Source organism: Nocardia sp. A7, from assembly GCF_046549215.1.
GTDB lineage: Bacteria > Actinomycetota > Actinomycetes > Mycobacteriales > Mycobacteriaceae > Nocardia.
Window position 1 is genome coordinate 318,544 of the sequence record NZ_JAJPWE010000002.1, and the last position, 14,062, is coordinate 332,605.

General features: G+C 68.3%; 12 protein-coding genes. 2 read left to right on the forward strand and 10 right to left on the reverse strand.

Annotated elements, in window-relative coordinates; translation table 11 throughout:
- Positions 1-48: 48 nt before the first annotated feature.
- From pgl to tkt, 5 genes are read right to left on the reverse strand one after another with little or no spacing between them, the layout of a single operon-like run.
- Positions 49-831: a 6-phosphogluconolactonase gene (gene pgl / locus ACLJPD_RS12900; protein WP_410872277.1), complete on the reverse strand. Its 783-nt coding sequence runs from the start codon at positions 829-831 to the stop codon at positions 49-51.
- The gene (gene opcA, locus ACLJPD_RS12905; RefSeq protein ID WP_410873397.1) at positions 824-1,732 is read right to left on the reverse strand and encodes a glucose-6-phosphate dehydrogenase assembly protein OpcA; all 909 of its coding nucleotides are present in this window, start codon (positions 1,730-1,732) and stop codon (positions 824-826) included. The genes pgl and opcA overlap by 8 nt, the downstream gene beginning before the upstream one ends.
- Positions 1,729-3,300 (reverse strand): glucose-6-phosphate dehydrogenase, encoded by a 1,572-nt coding sequence (gene zwf, locus ACLJPD_RS12910; RefSeq protein WP_410872278.1) that lies wholly within the window; start codon positions 3,298-3,300, stop codon positions 1,729-1,731. Before zwf ends, opcA begins: the two co-directional genes overlap by 4 nt.
- A 4-nt stretch (positions 3,301-3,304) precedes the next feature.
- The gene (tal, locus tag ACLJPD_RS12915; RefSeq protein ID WP_410872279.1) at positions 3,305-4,438 is read right to left on the reverse strand and encodes a transaldolase; all 1,134 of its coding nucleotides are present in this window, start codon (positions 4,436-4,438) and stop codon (positions 3,305-3,307) included.
- Positions 4,439-4,442: 4 nt separating this feature from the next.
- Positions 4,443-6,584 carry a transketolase gene (gene tkt / locus ACLJPD_RS12920; RefSeq protein WP_410872280.1) on the reverse strand — a complete coding sequence of 714 codons (2,142 nt, stop codon included), beginning with the start codon at positions 6,582-6,584 and terminating at the stop codon, positions 4,443-4,445.
- 422 nt (positions 6,585-7,006) lie between these two features.
- Here tkt and ACLJPD_RS12925 point away from each other — a divergent pair, with 422 nt between their 5' ends.
- Positions 7,007-7,999, forward strand: a complete 993-nt coding sequence (locus tag ACLJPD_RS12925; RefSeq protein ID WP_410872281.1) for a heme o synthase — start codon at positions 7,007-7,009, stop codon at positions 7,997-7,999.
- 80 nt (positions 8,000-8,079) lie between these two features.
- Here ACLJPD_RS12925 and ACLJPD_RS12930 read toward each other — a convergent pair whose 3' ends face one another.
- A complete protein-coding gene (locus tag ACLJPD_RS12930) occupies positions 8,080-9,045 on the reverse strand; it encodes a quinone oxidoreductase family protein (RefSeq protein ID WP_410872282.1) in 966 nt (321 codons plus the stop codon).
- 76 nt (positions 9,046-9,121) lie between these two features.
- On the opposite strand from ACLJPD_RS12930, the gene ACLJPD_RS12935 reads away from it, so the two are divergent.
- Complete coding sequence (locus ACLJPD_RS12935) at positions 9,122-9,487, forward strand: hypothetical protein (RefSeq protein WP_410872283.1); 366 nt, start codon at positions 9,122-9,124, stop codon at positions 9,485-9,487.
- A 100-nt stretch (positions 9,488-9,587) separates the two neighbouring features.
- Here ACLJPD_RS12935 and ACLJPD_RS12940 read toward each other — a convergent pair whose 3' ends face one another.
- The 4 genes from ACLJPD_RS12940 to mptB all read right to left on the reverse strand — a co-directional run bounded on the left by ACLJPD_RS12940 (position 9,588) and on the right by mptB (position 14,054).
- Positions 9,588-10,559, reverse strand: a complete 972-nt coding sequence (locus tag ACLJPD_RS12940; protein ID WP_410872284.1) for a COX15/CtaA family protein — start codon at positions 10,557-10,559, stop codon at positions 9,588-9,590.
- 68 nt (positions 10,560-10,627) lie between these two features.
- The gene (locus tag ACLJPD_RS12945) at positions 10,628-11,410 is read right to left on the reverse strand and encodes an ABC transporter permease (RefSeq protein ID WP_410872285.1); all 783 of its coding nucleotides are present in this window, start codon (positions 11,408-11,410) and stop codon (positions 10,628-10,630) included.
- The gene (locus ACLJPD_RS12950; RefSeq protein ID WP_410872286.1) at positions 11,407-12,339 is read right to left on the reverse strand and encodes an ABC transporter ATP-binding protein; all 933 of its coding nucleotides are present in this window, start codon (positions 12,337-12,339) and stop codon (positions 11,407-11,409) included. Before ACLJPD_RS12950 ends, ACLJPD_RS12945 begins: the two co-directional genes overlap by 4 nt.
- Entirely contained in the window at positions 12,336-14,054 is a 1,719-nt protein-coding gene (mptB, locus tag ACLJPD_RS12955) for a polyprenol phosphomannose-dependent alpha 1,6 mannosyltransferase MptB (RefSeq protein ID WP_410872287.1), read from the reverse strand. Before mptB ends, ACLJPD_RS12950 begins: the two co-directional genes overlap by 4 nt.
- Positions 14,055-14,062: the final 8 nt, after the last annotated feature.

The following is a 14,062-nucleotide window of genomic DNA, read 5'->3' on the forward strand; positions in this document are numbered from 1 at the left end:
ACAGCGAAGCCGGGCCCGATCACGGGCCCGGCTTCTATAACGTGTGCGCTATTCCTCGTCGAGCAGTAAGCCCGTCGCGGCGGGCTCATCGATCACCCAGGTGGTCGACTCGATGCCGACCGCGCCTGCCGACGGGACATCGTCGGGGGAGGCGCCGTTCACGGCGGCGGCCACCGCCGCGGCTTTGCCCTCCCCGCTGACCACGAGCATCACGTGCCGGGAACGGTGGATCGCGGGCAGGGTCATGGTGACCCTGGTCGGTGGGGGTTTCGGGCAATTATGAACGGCGACGACGTAATCCGTTGTCTCCTGCACCGCGGGGGAGTGCGGGAACAGGGAGTCGATATGGCCTTCGGGGCCCATGCCGAGAACCGTGAGGTCGAACTCGCCGCGTTCGTCGAGTTCGGTGTGTACCAGCTGGGCGTAGGCGGCTGCGGCTTCCTCGGGTGAGCCGTAAGCGCCGTCGGAGGGGGCGATCGGGAAGACGTGGGCCGGGTTCAGGGGCACGAAGTCCAGCAGCGCCTCGCGGGCCTGGAGTTCGTTGCGGTCCTTGTCGCCCGCTGGGACGAACCGCTCGTCGCCCCAGTAGACGTAGAGGGTGGACCAGTCGATGTCACCGGGGGTCTGGCGAACTCGTTCGAGCAGGCGGATGCCGTCGCTGCCGCCGGTGAGCGAGACCGAGGCATGGCCGCGTTCTGCCTGGGCGGAGACGATCACGTCGACGAAGCGTTCGGCCGCCCCGTCGGCGAGCAGGTCGGCGTCGTCGTGGATCTCGATCGTATTGGCGGGGAATTCGGCACCGAGGTCGTCATGGCTGTCGAGCTCACTCATAGGTCACCTTCTCGATTCCGGCGAGCGCCTCGGCGTAGATCTCGTCGGCGTCGAGCCGGCGTAGTTCCTCGGCGAGGCAATCGCGAGTTTCCCGGCGTGCCAGCGCGATCCGCTGGTCGGGTTCGCCGGTGCGGGTCAGCGTGGCCGTCCTTCCTAGTTGCGGGCGTTCGATGGCGATCGAATCGGTCGCGCGGTTGATCTGAACCTTCAACTCCCCGGTCTTGCGGATCACCGGGCAGTTCAGACGCGAGGCCAGCCAACCGGCCAGGGTGTCGAGCGCGGGTTCGGATGCCAGGCCCGACACGGTCACCGAGGTGACCGGTTCGAACGGCGGCTCGTCCAGCGCCGCGGCCAGCAGCGCCCGCCAGTAGGTGATGCGGCTCCACGCCAGATCGGTGTCACCGGTCGCGTAGGAGTAACGGCGCTTCCTGATCGCGGCCTGCGGATCGGGGGCGAAGGTGGCGTCGGTGATGCGGCGTTTGGCCAGCCTGCCCACCGAATCCAACGACGGGTGCTCCGGTGCGCCACGCGGCCACCACGCCACCACCGGGGTATCGGGCAGCAGGAACGGGGTCACGACGCTGCTCTCGTGGTTCACCAGCGCACCTTGCAGGCGCAGCACGATCACCTCGGCCGCACCGGCGTCACCGCCGACGCGGATCTGGGCGTCGAGCCGGGTGTCGGCATCGCGGTCACCGCGGGCCAGCACGATGACCCGGCAGGGGTGTTCGCGGCTGGCATCGTTGGCGGCGTCGATCGCGTCCTCGGCTTCGGACGAGTCCAGGGTGCACACCACCAGGGTGAGCACCCGGCCCTGGGTGATCACGCCGTTGGTCTCGCGCAACTGCACCATCCGCTTACCGACATCGACGGTGTTGGTGTCGGGCATGTCGACGATCACGGACGCCGCCATTCCCGCCCGCTGCGCGCGAGCATCTCATCGGCCGAGGTGGGACCCCAGGTCCCGGCCTCGTAGGGTTCGGGTTTGCCGCCCGCGGCCCAGTGCGCGAGCACGGGATCGAGGATGCGCCAGGACAATTCGACCTCCGCGTTGACCGGGAACAGCGACGGCACGCCGAGCAGCACGTCGAGGATCAGCCGTTCGTACGCTTCGGGGGAGGACTCGGTGAACGCCTCGCCGTAGCTGAAGTCCATGTTCACATCGCGCACTTCCATACCCGAGCCAGGGACCTTGGAGCCGAAGCGCAAGGTGATGCCCTCGTCCGGCTGTACGCGGATGACGAGGGCGTTCTGGCCGAGTTCCTCGGTCATGGTCTGGTCGAAGGGCAGGTGCGGCGCGCGTTTGAACACGACCGCGATCTCGGTCACCCTGCGGCCCAAGCGTTTTCCGGTGCGCAGATAGAACGGCACGCCCGCCCAGCGCCGGTTCTCCACATGCAGGGTGAGCGCGGCGTAGGTCTCGGTCCGCGACTGCGGATCGAACCCCTCCTCCTGATGCAGGCCGACCACGTGTTCGCTGCCCTGCCAGCCCTCGGTGTACTGCCCGCGCGCGGTCGTCTCGTCCAGCGGCGCAACGAGTTTGGTGGCCGACAGAGCCTTGATCTTCTCCGTGATGAGCTGCATCGGCTCGAAGGACGTCGGTTCTTCCATCGCGGTCAGCGCGAGCAACTGCAACAGATGGTTCTGGATGACGTCGCGCGCCGCGCCGATTCCGTCGTAATAGCCCGCACGACCACCCAATCCGATGTCCTCGGCCATGGTGATCTGCACGCTGTCGACATAGTTGGCGTTCCAGATCGGCTCGAACAACTCGTTGGCGAAACGCAGCGCCAGAATGTTCTGGACCGTCTCCTTGCCGAGGTAGTGGTCGATGCGAAAGACCTGCTCTTCGGGGAAGACCCGGTTGACCAGAGCGTTGAGCTCCTTCGCGCTGGTCAGGTCGTGGCCGAACGGCTTCTCGATCACCACGCGCCGCCAGGGGGTGTACCCGTCGGGCGCGGGTGTGGCCTGGGCCAGATCGTGCTCGCTGAGCTGATCGAGCACCACGGGGAACATGTTCGGCGGAATCGACAGGTAGAAGGCGTAATTGCCGCCGGTGCCGCGGGTTTCGTCGAGAGTGCGCAACGTATCGGCGAGCGTCGCGAAGGCCTCGTCGTCGTCGAAACTGCCCTGCACGAACCGCAGCCCCTCGGCCAGGTGGTCCCAGACCTCCTGGCGGAAGGGAGTGCGCGCGTGCTTCTTCACGGCCTCGAGTACCACCGAGGCGAAGTCCTCGTCGGCGTAGTTGCGCCGAGCGAAGCCGACCAGGGCGAAACCAGGGGGCAACAGCCCCTGGTTCGCCAGGTCATAGATGGCCGGCATCAGCTTCTTGCGGGACAGATCTCCGGTGACACCGAAGATCACCATGGAGCACGGGCCCGCGATGAAGGGGACCCGTTTGTCGCGTTCGTCGCGCAGCGGGTTGTGCCACAGCCCCGCCGCCTGATCCGTCGATGCTGTGCCGGCCATCGTGCTAGTTGCCCTCCGCCGCGATATCCAGCTGACCGGTGGTGGCCTCGATCAGTTCGCCCCACGCGCCCTCGAACTTGTCGACGCCCTCGCGCTCGAGCAGCGCGAACACATCGTCGAGATCGATACCGACCGCGGCCAGGTCGGCGAAGACCTGTGCGCCCTCGGCGCCACGGCCGCTGAGCGTGTCGCCCTGCAGCTCACCGTGATCGGCGAAGGCCTGCAGCGTCTTCTCGGGCAGGGTGTTGACCGTGTTCGGGCCGACCAGTTCGGTGACGTAGAGGGTGTCGGGGTAATCCGGGTTCTTCACCCCGGTCGACGCCCACAGCGGCCGCTGCCGGTTGCCGCCCTGCGCGGCCAGGTGGTTGTAGGTGGAGGTGTGCGCCCCACCGTCGAACACGTCCTGGTACTCGGCATATGCCAGCCGGGCATTGGCCACACCGGCCTTGCCACGCAGGGCGAGCGCCTCCGGGGTGCCGATCGCCTCGAGCCGCTTGTCGATCTCGGTATCCACCCGGGAGACGAAGAACGATGCGACCGAGTGGATCTTGGCCAGGTCGTGGCCGCCGATCTTGGCGTTGCGCAGACCGTCGAGGTAGGCGCCCATCACCGCGCGGTAGCGCGGCACCGAGAAGATCAGCGTCACGTTCACACTGATGCCCTCGGCGATCACCGAGGTGATGGCGGGCAGCCCCTCCTCGGTGGCCGGGATCTTGATGAACAGGTTCTTGCGGTCGACGATCTTCCACAGCTCGATCGCCTGGGCGATGGTCTTGCCGGCGTCGAAGGCGAAGCGCGGGTCGACCTCGATCGACACCCGTCCGTCCACGCCACCGGTCGCCTCGAACACCGGCGCGAGCACGTCGCAGGCGGCGCGCACGTCGTCGGTGGTCATCGTGCGGATCGCCGCGTCGGCGTCGGCCCCTTGGGACGCAAGGTCTTTGAGCTGGGCGTCGTAGGCGTGGCCCACGCTCATCGCGGCCTGGAAGATGCTCGGATTGGTGGTGACACCGACGACGCTGCGCGTCGCGACCAGGTCGGCGAGATTGCCGGACTGGATGCGATCACGCGAGAGATCGTCGAGCCACACCGAGACGCCCGCGGCCGAGAGCGCGGCGAGATTCTCGTTCTGTGCCATGGTTCTACCCCTTCACCTTGTCGGTGGAACGCAGTGCCGCGCGGACGACGGCATCGGCGGTGATACCGAATTCGCGGTACAGAGTCTTGAAGTCGGCCGAGGCACCGAAGTGGTCGATCGAGACGACCTCGCCCGCGTCACCGACGAACCGGTGCCACGGCATCGCGATACCGGCTTCGACAGCGACCCGAGCGCGCACCGCGGGCGGCAGCACCTCGTCGCGGTAGCCCTGCTCCTGCGCGTCGAACCATTCCACGCACGGCATGGAGACCACACGGGTCGGAATGCCCTGTTCCTCCAGGGTAAGCCGCGCGGCGACGGCGAGCTGGAGCTCGGACCCGGTGCCGATCAGGATCACCCGGGGGGTGCCGGTGGACGCCTCGGCCAGCACGTAGCCGCCCTTCTTGACACCGTCGTAGCTGGTGCCCTCCAGGGTCGGCAGGTCCTGGCGGGTCAGTGCCAGCGCGGACGGGCCGTCCTGGTGCGGGGCCTCGTACGTCGCGAAGTGCGAGGAGTGTTCGTCGGAGTCGCGCTCGAGGATGGTGCGCCAGGCGTGCACGGTCTCGTTGGCGTCGCCGGGGCGCACGACATTGAGGCCTGGGATCGCGCGCAGCGCGGCCAGGTGCTCGATCGGCTGGTGGGTCGGGCCGTCCTCGCCGAGACCGATGGAGTCGTGGGTCCAGACGTAGATGGCGGGTACCCGCATCAGCGCCGCCAGGCGAACGGCCGGGCGCATGTAGTCGGAGAACACCAGGAAGGTGCCGCCGTACGGGCGGGTCGGGCCGTGCAGCGCGATGCCGTTGAGGATCGAGCCCATCGCGTGCTCACGGATGCCGAAGTGCAGGGTGCGGCCGTACGGGTTGGCCTTCCACGCGCCGGTGGAGATCGACTCGGGACCGAAGCTGGGCTGGCCGGGCATCGTGGTGTTGTTGGACTCGGCCAGGTCGGCCGAACCGCCCCACAGCTCGGGCAGCGCGTCGGCGACCGAGGCGAGGAACTTGCCCGACGCCTTGCGGGTGGCCACGCCCTTCGGGTCGATGTCGAAGGTCGGCAGGTCCTCGGCCCAGCCCTTGGGCAGCGAGCGGGTCTGCAGGCGGTCGAACAGCGCCTTGTTCGAGGGGTTCGCCTCGGCCCACTTGTCGAAGTCCTGCTGCCACTGCGCCTTCGCCTCGGCACCGCGCGCGAGCGCCTTGCGGGTGTGCGCGATGACGGCCGGGTCGACGTCGAAGGACTTCTCGGGATCGAAGCCGAGCGCCTTCTTCACCGCGGCGACCTCGTCGGGACCCAGCGCCGCGCCGTGCACGCCACCGGAGTTCATCTTGTTCGGGGCCGGGAAGCCGATGATGGTGCGCAGGATGATGATCGAGGGCTTGGACGTCTCGGCCTTGGCCGCGGCGAGTGCCTTCTCGATGGCCACCACGTCTTCGCCACCCTCGACGATCTGCACCTGCCAGCCGTAGGCCTCGTAGCGCTTGGCCACGTCTTCGGTGAAGGCGATGTCGGTGTCGTCCTCGATGGAGATCTCGTTGTCGTCGTAGATCACCACGAGGTTGCCCAGCTGCTGGGTGCCCGCGATCGAGGAGGCCTCGGCGGTGACGCCCTCCTGCATGTCGCCGTCGGAGGCGATCGCGTAGATGAAGTGGTCGAACGGGCTGGTGCCCTCGGGGGCGTTCGGATCGAACAGCCCGCGCTCACGGCGCGCGGCCATCGCCATGCCGACCGCGGAGGCCAGACCCTGGCCCAGCGGGCCGGTGGTGATCTCGACGCCGTCGGTGTGGCGGAACTCGGGGTGACCCGGGGTGAGCGAGCCCCACTGGCGCAGCTGCTCGAGGTCGGTCAGCTCCAGGCCGTAACCGGCCAGGTAGAGCTCGATGTAGAGGGTGAGGCTGGAATGCCCACAGGACAGCACGAAGCGGTCGCGCCCGACCCAGCTCGGGTCCGCCGGGTTCTGGCGCATCGTGCGCTGGAACAGGGTGTAGGCGACCGGCGCGAGGCTCATCGCGGTGCCGGGGTGCCCGTTACCCGCCTTCTGCACGGCGTCGGCAGCGAGGACCCTGGCGGTGTCGACAGCCAAGGTGTCGAGGTCCGTCCAGTCGCTGGGATAGTTCCGCTGAGTGAGGGCGCGAATGTCGTCTGTGACTGGCACGACCGTGGTTCTCCTGACCTAGGTTTCGTCGACGGCGATAACTTGGCAGCGGCGATGATGATCGAAGCGGGTCGCACGCGGCCGGGATGCGTACCGATATACAGGAATACCCTAGTGGTGCTGCTACACCGGGTTGGCGCGAACCCTGGCAGTGAGTCTAGTGCGGATCGCGGCGAGGCGGCGGTGTGCGGTGTCAACCATCCGCGCGAGCTCTCGCGACGCCGTTCACCTGCGCGTCGATGCGGGTTCACCGGCGTAGTGCCCCGCCGACAGCGTAGTGACCGCGCCCACGATGGCGGGGTCTGGCGTGGAGCGGCAGGTGAGTGGGTCTACCATCCTCTGTAGTAGTGGCCGCGCCGCAGCCGCGCGCTGCTCGTTCCATTACCGGATGCGAAGCGAAGCACAGCGTGCGAGGAGAAACAGTGCGGATCGGTCACGAGCCGGGTAACAGCGGTGCGCACGGTACTTCGTCGACGGCGCTGGCCGACCGCCTCGCGGGCGACAGTCTCGGCGCGCGGATCGTGCGCAAGCCACTGGCCTATATCGCGCTCACCAAACCCCGTGTCATCGAGTTGCTGCTCGTTGCCACCATCCCGACGATGCTGTTGGCCGACCGCGGCAATGTCGATATCCGGCTGATCCTGGTCACCCTGTTCGGTGGCTGGATGGGCGCGGCCAGCGCCAACACCCTCAACTGTGTGGCCGACGCCGACATCGACAAGGTGATGAAGCGGACCGCACGGCGGCCACTGGCCCGCGATGCGGTGCCCACCTCACACGCGCTCGTGTTCGGCGTCGTGCTCGGCGCGATCTCCTTCGCCTGGCTGTGGTGGCAGGCCAACCTGCTCAGCGGCGCGCTCGTTGTCGCGACGATCCTGTTCTACGTTTTCGTCTATACGAAGGGCCTCAAGCGCCGGACCTCCCAGAATGTGGTGTGGGGCGGCGCGGCCGGGTGCATGCCCGCACTGGTCGGCTGGTCCGCGGTGACCGGCGACATCGGCTGGCCCGCGCTGGTGCTGTTCGCGGTGATCTTCTTCTGGACGCCGCCGCACACCTGGGCTCTGGCCATGCGCTACAAGGAGGATTACCGCGCGGCCGGTGTACCGATGCTGCCTGTGGTCGCCACCGAGCAGGTCGTGACGAAGCAGATCGTCATCTACACCTGGTTGACGGTGCTCGCGACGATGGCGTTGGTGCCCGCGACGGGCGTCATCTACGCCGCTGTCGCCCTCGTGGCAGGCGCCTGGTTCCTGCTGATGGCACACCAGCTCTACGCCGGGGTTCGCCGCGGCGAGTCGGTGAAGCCGCTGAAGTTGTTCCTGCAGTCGAACAACTACCTCGCGGTGGTGTTCTGTGGGCTGGCCGTCGACTCGGTGCTCGGGTGGGAAACCGTCGGCAGCTTCATCGGGCTGTAAGACACTCCTGAAACAGTGGCCGGGCAGCGATGCCCGGCCACTGCTGTGTTCCGACTTGCTCGGCTGACCTGCCGCGTCGGCTAGGGCAGCAGGACGATCGAACCGGTGGTCTTGCGGGCGGCCAGGTCGCGCTGCGCTTGCGCGGCCTCGGCCAGCGGGTAGGTGGCGCCGATCCGCAGGTTCAGGGTGCCCGCGGCGATCCAGTCGAAGACATCCGTTGCACGCCAAAGGAATTCGGTGCGGTCGCGGGTGTAGGCGCCGAGGGACGGGCGGGTGAGCCAGAGCGAACCGGCGGGGTTCAGTCGTTGCGGGTCGAACGGCGGTACCGCGCCGCTGGCCGCGCCGAAGAGAGCGAGGGTGCCGCGGACACGCAGGGACGCCAGGCTGGCTTCGAAGGTGCTGGCGCCGACGCCGTCGTAGACCGCGGCCACGCCGATGCCATCGGTGAGGTCGCGGACGCGGGCGGCGAGGTCCTCGCCGTAGTGCAGGACCTCGGTGGCGCCTGCTTCGCGGGAGAGTTTCTCCTTGGCGTCGGTGGAGACCGTGGTGATGACTCGGGCGCCCTTGGCGACGGCCATCTGGGTGAGCAGCAGGCCGACTCCGCCCGCACCGGCGTGAACGAGGACGGGGTCGCCGGGCTCGGGGGAGAACACCGATTCGGTGAGGTAATGGGCGGTCATGCCCTGGAGGAGCGCGGCGGCTGCGACCGCCGGGTCGACATCGTCGGGCACCTGCACCGCGCCGGCCTCGTCGACCGCGACCTTTTCCGCGTAGCTACCGGGCGCCGATGCCCAGGCGACTCGGTCGCCGATCGCGAATTCGGTGACGTCGGAGCCGATCGCCACCACGGTGCCCGTCCCCTCGGAGCCGGGGATGTAGGGCGTCGCCTGCGGATAGAGGCCGGTGCGGAAGTAGATGTCGATGAAGTTGACGCCCACACCCTGGGTCTCGACCAGCAGCTGACCGGGGCCGGCCTGGGGGTCGGCCACCTCCACGTACCGCAGAACCTCGGGACCGCCGTGCTCGGAAACCTGAATCGCGCGCATGAGTCACCTTTCTACACCTCGTGTTCCGGACCACTCGGGGCTGGACTGGAAACTACCGGCCGGTAAACTGCGGCGTATGAGTACAACCGCCGCCCCCGAGGCCGTGAAGGTGCCGGCCGAGGTCGAGAAGTCCATCGTGAAGTTCCTCGCCCAGCACGGTGGTACGGGTACGGCCGTACTGCAGTACATCGGTAAGCAGGGTGTACGGATCACCCTGGTCGGTGCCGACGGCATCCTCGGCGACCGGGTGGTCGGCGATCTGGCGACCGCGAAGGCGCTCGTCGAGCGGGTCGACGGGCTCGTCGAGACCGACGAGTGGAGCCGGGAGCTGGGCTCGGTCGTCACCCCGGCCGCGACGCACTGGGAACGGATGGCAGGCTGGGTCGCCCGCCAGACCAAGTTCCCGAAGGCGCGCAACGCGAAGTTGTTCGAAGGCGCCTGATTCCGCGGCGCGGACCGAGTCGACAAGCACCGAACAGCCCGCGATCGGATACCGATCGCGGGCTGTTGCGTTGTGTCGCGGGGTGTTTCGCAGTGCGAGGTCAGCGCACGGAAGCCTGCGCCACCGCGGGGACCTCGACCGTTTCGCGCGTCCGCAGCGACGCCCACAGCGCGGCGGTCGCGGCGGTGCAGGCCGCCGCACCGCCGACGTGGACGGCCACGAGCGCGGCGGGCACATCGGTGAAGTACTGGACGACACCGACGAGCGCCTGCGCCAGCACCAGCCCGAGCAGGACGAACAACCGCTTGCGGATCGCGGGCGTGATCCCGACGGCGAAGAGCCCGAACGCGAGCCCGACGAGCAGTGCCAGATAGCCGACCAGGAACTGCGAATGCAGGTGAACCAGCGTGACGATCTCCACCTGCAGGCGTTCGACCGGCCGTTCGATGCTCTTGTCCCCGGCATGCGGACCCGCGGCGGTCACCAACGTGCCTGCGATCAGCACACCCCCCAGTGCCACCCCGCTGAGCGCGGTCAGCCAGCGCAGGGGAGCGGGCACCTGAACGGTCTCGATACCGTCGTCGGGTTCGCAGATCTTCGCGTACAGCACCACCGCGAGCCACACCATCGCCATCGAGGCGAGCAGGTGCACCGCCACGGTCCACCACAGCAGCCCGGTGCGCACGGTGATCCCGCCGATGATCGCCTGCACGACCGTGCCGCCCGGCATCAACCAGGCGTAGACCAGGACTTCCTTGCGCCTGCGCGCCCGGACGACGGCCAGCACGATCAACGCGGCGCACAGCGTCACCGCGAAGGTGAGCAGCCGGTTGCCGAACTCCACGGTCTGGTGCAGGACGGGCACTTCCGACACCCCGATGGGGGTGAAGCTGCCCGGGAAGCATTGCGGCCAGGTCGGGCAGCCGAGGCCGGAGGCGGTGACGCGCACGATCGCGCCGGTCACCGAGATTCCCGCCTGGCTCAGGATCACCGCGATGGCGATGAGCCGCTGCACCCGCAGCGAGGGGAGCGGCAGCCGGTCGACGAGGCCAACGAAGGCGCGATACAGCACGTCAGGAATGGTACCGGCCGACAATTCGACGCTGATACCAGGGCTACTACAGTGCGTCGTTGGTCACGTCAGTGGAAACGGAACAGCCGGGTCGCCAGCCATCCGCACACCACGCCCCACACCGCGAGCACGGCCACCCCGAACCAGTCGATCGACGCCGTCAGGGCCGTGTCGAGTGCGAAGGCCAGCGCACCGGACGGGATCAGCCGCGCGAGCACCGTCAGCGCGGTGGGTAGATCGTCGCCGACGAGGACCAGGCTGGCGATGCCGAGCATGATGAACCACAGGATATTGGCCAGCGCCAGCACGACTTCGGCCTTGAGCGTCCCGCCGAGCAGCAGTCCCATCGCCGCGAAGGTGGCGGTGCCGAGGGCGATCACCAGTGCGCCGAGGGCGAGTCCGCCGATCCCGGGCCGCCATCCCAGCGCGACGCCGATCGCACCGAGCAGCATCGCCTGCAGCACTACCACGATGAGCACGGCCGCGCACTTGCCCGCGATCACGCCCCAGCGGGGCAGCGGTGTGGCGCCGAGTCGTTTGAGGGCACCGTAGCGGCGGTCGAAACCGACGGCGATGGCCTGGCCGGTGAACGCGGTCGACATCACCGCGGTCATCATCACCATCGGCACGATGCGCTCGACCCGATCTTCGCCCAGATCGCCGAACGGCAGCAGGGTGAGCCCGATGAGCAGGGTGATCGGGATGAACATGGTGAGCAGCAGCTGTTCGCCGTTGCGCAACAACAGTTTCAGCTCGAGCCCGGTCTGCGCCGTGAGCATCGCCACCCGCGAGGCGGGCCGGGGATCGGGGGTGAAGGTGCCGGGCAGGAAACGGCTGGTGGTCTCGCTCATCCGCGCAGGTCCCGTCCGGTCAGTTCGAGGAAAACGTCTTCGAGGCGACGCTGGTCGATGCGGATGTCGGTGGCGAGCACGTCCATCCTGGCGCACCAGGCGGTGACCGTCGCCAATACCTGCGGGGTGATCTCGCCCTCGACCAGGTACATGCCCGGTGTGGTCTCGTGCGGCGAAAAACCTTCCGGCAGAGCCGATTTCAGCAAGGCGACATCGAGTTTCGGTGGGGCGCAGAACCTCAGCTGGCCCGCCGCGCCGTGGGCGGTGACCTCCGCGGGGGTGCCCTGGGCGACGATCTGCCCGTGATCGATGATGACGAGCTGATCGGCGAGCTGTTCGGCCTCGTCCATCATGTGTGTGGTGAGCACGACGCTCACGCCGTCGCGGCGAAGGGCGTCGATGAGTTCCCAGACGATCAGCCGCGCCTGGGCGTCGAGTCCGGCGGTGGGTTCGTCGAGGAACACGATCTCGGGTCTGCCGACCAGCGCGCAAGCGAGTGCGAGCCGCTGTTGCTGGCCGCCCGACAGGCGTCGATAGGGCGTGCGGCGATTGTCCTGCAGGCCCAGTGTCGACAGCAGCCAGTCGGGGTCGATGGGATCGGCGGAATAGGCCGCGACCAGGTCGAGCATCTCGCCCGCGCGGGCGCCGGGGTAGGCGCCGCCGCCCTGGAGCATCACGCCGATGCGCGGACGCAACTGCTCGGAGTCGGCGATCGGGTCGAGGCCGAGGACACGGACCGACCCCGCGTCCGGGCGCACGAAGCCCTCGCACATCTCGACAGTGGTGGTCTTGCCCGCGCCGTTGGGGCCGAGTAGAGCGAACACCTGGGCGGGCTCTACGTCGAACCGCAGACCGTCGACCGCGGTGGTCTCGCCGTAGCGCTTGACCACACCGTCGACGCTAACGGCGGGTCCAGGGCGTGTTGTCACGAGTTCACACGGTAAGCCGTGCCCTCCTGTGACGGAGCCGACACCCCCGGCTGCGCCCGCCATGGCAGCGTGTGCCGGGTGAGCGCGAAGAACAGCGCGAAGCACACGACGGCCGCGAGCGCGGCCCCGATGATCTGGAACACCTGGAATTCCGCACCGCGCGGCATCACCAGCATGGAGACCACCGCCGAGAACGCGACGGCGGGCACGCGGAACACCGGCTGGGTGGCCCAAGCGGCCAGCGGCACGATGGCCCAGAGCAGGTACCAGGGCTGGACCACGGGGAACAGCAGCACGATCGCCGCGAGCGAGACGCCCATCGCGCCGACGGGATGCAGCCTGCCCATGCTGGTGGCGACGAGCATGCGGACGGTCACGAAAACCGCGACCAGTCCCGCGATCGGGCGGGTGATCGAGAGCAGCGCGGTGGTGTGATCGCCGAGACCGAGCAGGACGCCGCCGAAGCCGGTGGCGATCCCGATGATGGTCGGCAGCGACATCCAGCTCCGCACGGCGTTGGCGACGCTGAGCGTGTGGACCCAGCCGAAGCCGAGTCCACTGGCGAAGCCGATGAAAAGTGTTGTCGCCCCGGCGATGACACCCAGCAGAGCCGCGGCTTTGACGACGGCGGTGAACGAGCCGCCCCAGCGTCTGGCCAGCGCCATGCCGACGAACCCGAGCGCGATGATCGACGTGAGTTTGATCGAGGACGACAGGGTGATCACCACCGCCCCGCTGATCAGCAGGCCGTAGGCGCGGGCATCGAAAGGGGGCAGATTGGTGGCTGTCAGCAGATCGGGTCTGCCTCCCTCGCCGTAGACCGCGCGCAGCATGAGCTCGACCCCGGCCAGCATCAGGCCGAGCATCAGCGCATCGTTGTGGACACCGCCGACCAGGTGGAACAGCACCAGGGGATTGGCCGCGCCGAGCCACAACGCACTCACCGGCGCCACCCCGCAGCGCACCGACAAGCGCGGCAGCGCCCACACGATCAGCGCCACTCCGGCCAGCGCCAGCAACCGGTGCACCCACACCCCGGCGATGATGTTGTCCCCGGTCAGCTCCGCGATACCGCGGCCAATCCACAGGAACAGCGGACCGTACGGCGCGGGCGTATCGCGCCAGATCGTCGGCACATTGTTGGTGAGCACATTGTCGATTCCGAGTCCGGCGACGGGGCCTTCGGAATAGGGGTCGATGCCGCGGGCGGCGATCTCGCTCTGGGCGAGATAGGAATAGACGTCATTGCTGAACATCGGCGGCGCCACCGACAACGGGATGATCCACAGCAGCAGGGTGCGGTCCAGCTGGGAGCGGCTCAGCCGGTGCAGCGGCGATCCGGCGAGCCCGCCGATCGCGAAGCGCCCCAACAGCAACCACGCCCCGATCACCAGCGCGGTGCCGAACATGCACATCGCCAGTGACCCGGTGTGCGCTCGCGCGAAGATACCGAGCACGCGCACACCCGAGACCGGATTCTGATGCACCGGTTGGGCGCCGATGCCCAGCGCCGCGATCGCCATCAGGACCGTACCGGTCGCCCCCATCAGCCGGATGCGGTCCAGTTGCGCGCGTTCGCGCTTGTCGAGCCCGGGGACCTCGGTCTCGTCGCGATGCAGCACCGCGACGGTGTGATCGGGCGCCGACACGTCGAGCCCGAGAGCCCGACGCCCGAACGCCAGTGTTTTGCGCGCCGCGCCCTCCAGTACCACCACGAAGTCAA

Bases quoted from the DNA above. Each gene is read 5' to 3' on its own strand.
- pgl (WP_410872277.1), bottom strand. From the start codon at position 831: ATGAGTGAGCTCGACAGCCATGACGACCTCGGTGCCGAATTCCCCGCC.
- zwf (WP_410872278.1), bottom strand. From the start codon at position 3,300: ATGGCCGGCACAGCATCGACGGATCAGGCGGCGGGGCTGTGGCACAAC.
- tal (WP_410872279.1), bottom strand. From the start codon at position 4,438: ATGGCACAGAACGAGAATCTCGCCGCGCTCTCGGCCGCGGGCGTCTCG.
- ACLJPD_RS12930 (WP_410872282.1), bottom strand. From the start codon at position 9,045: ATGCGCGCGATTCAGGTTTCCGAGCACGGCGGTCCCGAGGTTCTGCGG.
- ACLJPD_RS12935 (WP_410872283.1), top strand. From the start codon at position 9,122: ATGAGTACAACCGCCGCCCCCGAGGCCGTGAAGGTGCCGGCCGAGGTC.
- ACLJPD_RS12945 (WP_410872285.1), bottom strand. From the start codon at position 11,410: ATGAGCGAGACCACCAGCCGTTTCCTGCCCGGCACCTTCACCCCCGAT.